The sequence below is a fragment of the uncultured Nostoc sp. genome, assembly GCF_964245445.1.
Taxonomy (GTDB): Bacteria; Cyanobacteriota; Cyanobacteriia; order Cyanobacteriales; family Nostocaceae; genus Nostoc.
The window spans coordinates 2,407-8,834 of the sequence record NZ_CAXTNE010000308.1 but is presented as its reverse complement, the minus strand read 5'-3'; the positions used below and the strand labels follow the sequence as shown (position 1 = coordinate 8,834).

Here is a 6,428-nt window from a genome sequence, read left to right as displayed (position 1 = left end):
ACAGCACCATCAGCTAAGGCTTTATCTACCTGTTCTTTGAGAGGAACGATCGCATCTTTGCGCCAACCACCATCAGCCGTGATTACCAGTTTAGCTTTAGCATCAATTAAGCGATCGCGCAAAGCTTCGGCACTAAAACCACCAAATACTACGCTGTGGGGTGCGCCAATTCTGGCACAGGCTAACATAGCGATCGCAGCCTCAGGAATCATCGGCATATAAATACCAACGCGATCGCCTTTTTGTACACCCAGTTGCTTCAATACATTGGCAAATTGGCAAACTTCCCGGTGCAGTTGGGCATAAGTGAGGGTACGCGAATCACCTGGTTCTCCTTCCCAAATCAATGCTGCTTTATTTTTGCGCCAGGTGGTGAGATGTCTGTCAAGGCAATTGTAAGAAATATTAATCTTACCGCCAACGAACCACTTGGCAAAAGGTGGTTGCCAGTCTAATACTGTATCCCATTTTTGGAACCATTCTAATTCTGTTCCAGCCAAATCTGCCCAAAATTGCTGGGGATTGGCTTTAGCTTTATCGTAGAGACGCTGATAGTCTTCCAGGCTTTTGATATGGGCATTCTGCGAGAATTCCGAGGTAGGATGAAATAGGCGATTCTCTTGGAGGATTGATTCTATAGTTGGTTGAGACATGGTTAGTTATGAGTGCGATCGCTATTGTTACTAAAAACTATTCTTAGCCCAGTTGTGCTAGACAATGTTTAGATTTTCGTTAAGCTGGGTAGAAATTGCTGAGTTATTTAGTTTACATTTATTTTCATCTAGCAAAAGCAAGCGATCAAGAAATGTATTGAGGTTACATTGCAACCTATCTACCAGGAATGTTTCAAAATGTAAGTAGTCTTGACAAGTAAAGCCTGAAATTATGACGCTCACTGTTGAAGCTAGCAGCTTATCTCTCAACGATGTTCATCGCTTTCTCAAACTAGAAGAACTTTCAGATGGTTCATTCACAGACTTCTTAAATTTAGAACCGTTGACAAAGTTTGAACAAGAAGACTTATTACGAATTAGAAACGACTTCCGTCGTTATCTCAGGCTTGGGAAAATTTCTGAAGGTTTGGTTAAATTTATAACGATCGCACCCTTGATGCGGTTAGCTGGGTTTTACGATGTGCCGATTCGGTTGACAATGGAAGATAGCATTGCGATCGCAGTCGAAGATGAAGACAGAAGAATTACCGGACGGATGGATATCTTAGCAATAAACAATCCTCAAAGTAATATTGCGCCGCCTTTTTGGGTTGTGGTAATTGAAACGAAAAACAGTGCGATCGAAGTGGGTGAGGGTTTACCTCAATTACTCAGTTATGCTTTTAAAAGTTTAGATCAACAACCATCTGTTTGGGGTTTGGTAACTAATGGACTGCGTTATCAATTTGTTTATCTAAGACATGACGAGCAGCCAAGTTATCAGTTAATGCCATTATTAAGTTTAAACGAATCTCCAGATGCAATAGAGTTATTGCAAGTTTTAAAAGCTGTCTGCAAGTTACCAAATTTTCAGTAAATAAATTGCGGAGCGATCGCTGATGTCTGAACCTGCTACTCTAGAAATCATCTCTAATGGTATTTCAGAAGACGAAGTTATTTTTCCTCCTGGTGATATACTGAGTGACGAACCACCCTTGGAAAGTGACCTACACCGCGACCAAATCGATTTACTGATTCGCATTCTTAAATTGTGGTGGCAAGAAAGGCAAGATTTTTATGGTTCTGGCAATTTGACGATTTACTACAGTCCTAACCAGAAAAAATCAGAAAAATTCCGTGGCCCAGACTTTTTTGTAGTTTTGGGAACCGAGAAAAAAGACCGTAAAAGTTGGGTGGTTTGGCAAGAAGATGGCAAATATCCGAATGTGATTGTGGAAATTTTGTCAAGTTCAACCACAGCAGTTGATAAAGGTTTAAAAAAACAAGTTTATCAAGATACCTTCCGTACACCAGATTATTTCTGGTTTAACCCTGTAACGATGGAACTTCAGGGGTTTCATCTAGTTGATGGAAAGTATCAAGAAATTCAAGTAACTACTGATGGACATTTGTGGAGTCAGCAGTTAGAACTTTATTTGGGAGTTTATGAAGGTAAATTAAGATTCTTCACTACTGAAAATCAATTGATACTATCATCAGAAGAGTTAGCTGAACAAGAACGTTTACGTGCCGAGCAGGCAGAAGAACGCGCCCAGCAGGCAGAAGAACGCGCCCAACAAGCAGAGCAAGAAATTGCTCGACTGCGGCAGGTTTTACGTACACAGGGCATCGACCTAGAGAGTATTTGATGACATTAGGAAATTAAAACAATTCGCAATTCGCAATTACGTTTTGTGGCGGGGATTTAGACCCCGACACAAAATAGAAGTGCCTGTCTTACTGGGGACTTAAACCCCCACCATTTGTTAATTAAAGACATTTTTAAGTTAAAATCTAGTTATCAATGTGTAAAAAAAGCGTAATCTTCTGAAAGTAGGGCATCGTTTGCAAGCAACAGAAATTAAGGATCAGCTAAAGTCCCTTATCGAGCAAGCCTCCTCGATAGATCGTAATTTAGCGAGAAGATTAGATGAAATCAATCGTTGGGTAAAGGATATTAAGCCAGGTTCTCTGACTGCAAAACCTTTTGTTATTGCCTTTCTCTTAGAGGTAATTACTGATTCGACAATTTGGCTGATAATCAAATCCTTACCTTCAGAAGAAGAACAAAAAGCAAAGTTCGAGTTGATGACGCCGATTGAGAGATATTGGTATGGTTATCTATTTCCCAGATGGTTTAATGCAAGTGACTCCAAGTTTTATATTTGGAAGCAAAAATTGATGTCAGGCGAATTTAATCAGGTAGATGATGATATCATTAAATCAATAGCTCAAGATATTGTTCAGCGAGAAGGTAGTTTTTGGCAGCGTTATATAGCCGACCTTTCTATGGCAACAGATTTAATTGTTAGTCGTAACAATCAACCACTGTGCATTCAAATTACCAGTGTTAGTGAAGAACTTAATCACCAAAAGTACGAAGCTTGGCAAAATACATTGCGATCGTGGGAAATCGAGAGGGGGCTATTTTTAAGTTACAATCCCAAAAATGCTAATTTTGTCAACCAGTTAGTCAACGTGGCCTTGTATAACAGTGATTACCTTTCTGGTGGCAAATATTTAAAATTTTCGTGACTTTTCAGGAATTTGATATTTCAGATTTGTGTCTAGCCTATATACTTACGTGCCAATTACAGCTTTTATGGCTAATAAAAGAGAAACTCACTGCAACAATCAAGTAGATACATTTGCTGAAGCTTTAGCGACGGCGCGACAAATGCAGCAAAACTGGCTAAATTATGGGGTTGATTTTGTCAATATTTACGTTGAAGATGTGGAGGGAGACTGGCTAGAAACGTGGGGACATGACGAAATTTTAGGTAATTTTCAATTAGATACTATTAAGGAATTCTTGGTAAGTAATGATAGTGTAGCTGTTAGGGTAAGACAGCATTTAGGAGAGCGATCGCTGTTTGATTTTGCAGTAAACTTAAATGAATCTTGGAGAATTCCTGAAGTAGATGACAGGCTATCTGCTGTAAAAAATCTCTTAGCTGGTGGTGAAAATATTATTGATACAGATGACATCAGGTTATTGGATTTAGCAAATACTCTGGTGGGAAAGTTGGCAGAGATTTTGTGAAATTTTTAGTTGCGTAGTGGTAGAGTAAATTTTGAAGTTTTATTTTGGTTGCCCTTGGGTGGTATGTAGGCGATCGGTTTTGCAGATAAACTTTAATAATCTTTGAGATGTGCAATCTTTATCAGTGTTACTAGCAAGGGTTGATCCTCAATCTGGTAAATAATGCGGTATTCACCCAAACGAACCTTATACAACCGTTCAGTATCCTTCAATGGGTGAGCGTCTTCTGGATGTGGATTTAATGCTAGTTCTTCTAACTTTTGTGTTAGTTGTTGCTGCACCTCTGACTCCAATTCTGCAATTCTCTGCACAGCTGAAGGTGCTAATGCTACTTGGTAGCTCATATCCCTAGCTCCCTTTTAATTTCTTCAAAGGGTGTTGTCCCCAGCCTTGCAATTTCCTCTATTACCTTATAAGCATCTCTTACATCAGCCTCATCTAACTTTGCTTCAATTAGCTCATGCATCTGCTCTGTTGAGGTAATTTCAATCCCTGGTTCTTCTCTAAGTTTGTCCGTTAATGCATAAAAAGCTTCTTGATCGTCTCGATGTTCCAACACATAAGCTCTTAACTCTTGTTTGGTCATCCCTTGAAAATTTGCCTTAGTCATAAATATCTTACCCTCTCATTTGGTAATATTTCTACTTCAAAGCTTTGTCCAGCCAGAATGTAAATGCGTGTTGTCCGTTCAAAAAGACGCAGGGGAGCAGGGAGCAGGGAGCAGGGGGAGCAATTGGATGGGGATTGAATGTTGAAAGTTTTCCCTTTAAGGGTAAACCCGACTTTCACCAGAAAAACTGGATTAGCCTCTAACTCTCTGGAATCTAAACATCTGTTATTGTATGCATCAGTGAAGATGTCGCCAGATAAGGTAGGATAATTTGGAACCAATCACAGCTAGTGCGATCGCAACCCTCGCTTTTACCAAAGCTTTTGAGAAAACCGTTGAGAAATTCACTGAAGCAGCCCTGGTTAAAATAGATCAGCTGCGAAAAAAGATTTGGGAGAAGTTACGGGGAAATCTGAAAGCAGAAACAGCCCTCGTTGCTGCTGAAAAAGGCTCGAAACCCGATTTAGATAGGGTTGTTGCTTACTTGCAGATAATTTTACACGAACAACCGGAGTTTGCTAAAGAAGTAGAAACACTGGCTCGTGAAATTCAGGCTGGTAAGATAGTAGACAAAAGCAATATGACTCAAATCAACCAAGACAATGCTAGAGGATGGCAAACTAAGGTTGAGGGTGGAACAGCTTATGTCGGCGAGATTAACATTCATCATGCACCGCCCAATTCTTGAATTGAGCCATCATGAACCAAAGCAACCAGGATAATGCCAAAGGCTGGCAAACTCAGGTTGAGGGGGGAACAGCTTATGTCGGCGATATTAGTATCCACAATTACCCCACTCAGCAGTTACACTCATCTCCTCCAAATAATATTCCTTATCGGGGTGTCGCCAACTTTGTCGGGCGGGATGAGAGACTTGTAGAAGTGCATAAAAAGTTGCTGCAAAATGACAACGCGGCAATTTTGGCTGTGGCTGCTATGGGAGGAATGGGTAAAACTGAACTGGCGACACAATACGCATACCGCTATAAAGACAATTATCCTGGTGGGCTTTGCTGGTTAGATGCCAAAAAACCAAATTTAGCAGCAAAGATTGTGCAGTTTGCTCAGTTTTACATGAAACTGGAAGTACCGCAAACCTTATTGACTTCCCAGGAACAAGCAAAATGGTGCTGGCATAATTGGCAACCACAAACAGGGTTAGTCTTGGTAGTATTGGACAACGTTGACGATGTGACTAACTGGAATAATTGTCTCCAAATACTACCAACAGATAACCGCTTCCGTATATTGATGACAACTCGGTTGCGAAATCTCGGTTCAACGGTTCAACAGATAACTTTGAATGAGCTCTCACCAAACGATGCTTTGAATTTGTTGACAACTTTGTTGGACGAAAACGATAAGCGGGTGCAACGGGAACCACAAACGGCAGCAAATTTATGTAAATTGCTGGGATATCTGCCTTTAGGTTTGCAATTAGTCGGCGCGTATTTGGCAGAAGATCCAAATTTATCTTTGGCAGGGATTTTACAGCGATTACCAGCCCAGCAAAAATCTCAATTGGAAGCTGTATTTGAATTAAGCTGGCAACAACTCGATTATATGACACAGTGTGTCGGTGAGTTGTTGAGTTTATTTGCCCCAGATATCATTCCTTGGCAAATAGTTGAATCTGTCAGTCAGCAGCTAAATTGGGCAAAGGCAGATGTTGACGAGGCGAGAAAGCAACTTTATCAGCGCCATTTAATTCAAAGCGTAGCAGAAGGAGAAAGTTGTTATAAAATTCATCTTTTAATTAGGGAGTTTTTGCAAGGGAAATTAGTAAGGTTAAACACAGCCGATGACCTGAAAAAAGCCTTTGCCGCAGCATTAGTAGAAATTGCTCAGAAAATACCTGAATCTCTCACCCTTGAGGATATCAAGTCAGTGCAACTGGCAATTCCCCATTTAACTGAGGTGGCACAAAATCTCATTGATGTTGTGGAGGATAAAGATTTAATTTGGGTTTTCGTTGGCTTAGGTAGATTCTATCAAGGACAAGGTTTGTATACCTTAGCAAAACCTTGGCGTCAGCAGTGTTTATCAACAGTGCAAACACGTTTGGGAGAAGAACATCCCGATGTCGCCACCAGCCTAATGTGGCTGGCAAATCTCTACAATT

10 protein-coding genes are annotated in these 6,428 nt (G+C 40.5%); 6 read left to right on the top strand and 4 right to left on the bottom strand.

Translation table 11 applies throughout. The annotated features are described in order from the left end of the window. Window positions 1–653, bottom strand: a 653-nt coding sequence (locus ACFE90_RS32675; protein ID WP_375506464.1) for an AMP-binding protein, incomplete at its 3' end; no start/stop codon positions are given. 232 nt (window positions 654–885) lie between these two features. On the opposite strand from ACFE90_RS32675, the gene ACFE90_RS32670 reads away from it, so the two are divergent. The 4 genes from ACFE90_RS32670 (at window position 886) to ACFE90_RS32655 (ending at window position 3,696) form a co-directional block, all read left to right on the top strand. Next, window positions 886–1,530: a restriction endonuclease subunit R gene (locus ACFE90_RS32670; RefSeq protein ID WP_375506463.1), complete on the top strand. Its 645-nt coding sequence runs from the start codon at window positions 886–888 to the stop codon at window positions 1,528–1,530. Window positions 1,531–1,552: 22 nt separating this feature from the next. Further along, the gene (locus tag ACFE90_RS32665; protein ID WP_375506462.1) at window positions 1,553–2,302 is read left to right on the top strand and encodes a Uma2 family endonuclease; all 750 of its coding nucleotides are present in this window, start codon (window positions 1,553–1,555) and stop codon (window positions 2,300–2,302) included. A 196-nt stretch (window positions 2,303–2,498) separates the two neighbouring features. Continuing rightward, window positions 2,499–3,188: a hypothetical protein gene (locus tag ACFE90_RS32660; RefSeq protein WP_375506461.1), complete on the top strand. Its 690-nt coding sequence runs from the start codon at window positions 2,499–2,501 to the stop codon at window positions 3,186–3,188. Between the two features lie 67 nt (window positions 3,189–3,255). After that, window positions 3,256–3,696, top strand: a complete 441-nt coding sequence (locus ACFE90_RS32655; RefSeq protein ID WP_375506460.1) for a hypothetical protein — start codon at window positions 3,256–3,258, stop codon at window positions 3,694–3,696. Between the two features lie 92 nt (window positions 3,697–3,788). Here the strand turns inward: ACFE90_RS32655 and ACFE90_RS32650 are convergent, their stop codons facing one another. Genes ACFE90_RS32650 through ACFE90_RS32640 form a run of 3 tightly spaced genes read right to left on the bottom strand, consistent with a single transcriptional unit; the run spans window position 3,789 to window position 4,485 of the window. Continuing rightward, on the bottom strand, window positions 3,789–4,040 hold the full coding sequence (locus tag ACFE90_RS32650) for a type II toxin-antitoxin system RelE/ParE family toxin (RefSeq protein ID WP_375506459.1): 252 nt from the start codon (window positions 4,038–4,040) through the stop codon (window positions 3,789–3,791). After that, on the bottom strand, window positions 4,037–4,306 hold the full coding sequence (locus ACFE90_RS32645) for a DUF6887 family protein (RefSeq protein WP_375506458.1): 270 nt from the start codon (window positions 4,304–4,306) through the stop codon (window positions 4,037–4,039). The genes ACFE90_RS32650 and ACFE90_RS32645 overlap by 4 nt, the downstream gene beginning before the upstream one ends. After that, window positions 4,303–4,485, bottom strand: a complete 183-nt coding sequence (locus tag ACFE90_RS32640) for a DUF6888 family protein (protein WP_375506465.1) — start codon at window positions 4,483–4,485, stop codon at window positions 4,303–4,305. The genes ACFE90_RS32645 and ACFE90_RS32640 overlap by 4 nt, the downstream gene beginning before the upstream one ends. Before the next feature lie 92 nt (window positions 4,486–4,577). On the opposite strand from ACFE90_RS32640, the gene ACFE90_RS32635 reads away from it, so the two are divergent. Together ACFE90_RS32635 and ACFE90_RS32630 are read left to right on the top strand one after the other, a co-directional pair. Then, window positions 4,578–4,994 (top strand): hypothetical protein, encoded by a 417-nt coding sequence (locus ACFE90_RS32635; protein ID WP_375506457.1) that lies wholly within the window; start codon window positions 4,578–4,580, stop codon window positions 4,992–4,994. A gap of 11 nt (window positions 4,995–5,005) precedes the next feature. Further along, the coding region (locus tag ACFE90_RS32630; RefSeq protein WP_375506456.1) for an NB-ARC domain-containing protein at window positions 5,006–6,428 on the top strand (1,423 nt) is incomplete at its 3' end.

Bases quoted from the DNA above. Each gene is read 5' to 3' on its own strand.
- ACFE90_RS32655 (WP_375506460.1), top strand. From the start codon at position 3,256: ATGGCTAATAAAAGAGAAACTCACTGCAACAATCAAGTAGATACATTT.
- ACFE90_RS32650 (WP_375506459.1), bottom strand. From the start codon at position 4,040: ATGAGCTACCAAGTAGCATTAGCACCTTCAGCTGTGCAGAGAATTGCA.
- ACFE90_RS32665 (WP_375506462.1), top strand. From the start codon at position 1,553: ATGTCTGAACCTGCTACTCTAGAAATCATCTCTAATGGTATTTCAGAA.
- ACFE90_RS32670 (WP_375506463.1), top strand. From the start codon at position 886: ATGACGCTCACTGTTGAAGCTAGCAGCTTATCTCTCAACGATGTTCAT.
- ACFE90_RS32645 (WP_375506458.1), bottom strand. From the start codon at position 4,306: ATGACTAAGGCAAATTTTCAAGGGATGACCAAACAAGAGTTAAGAGCT.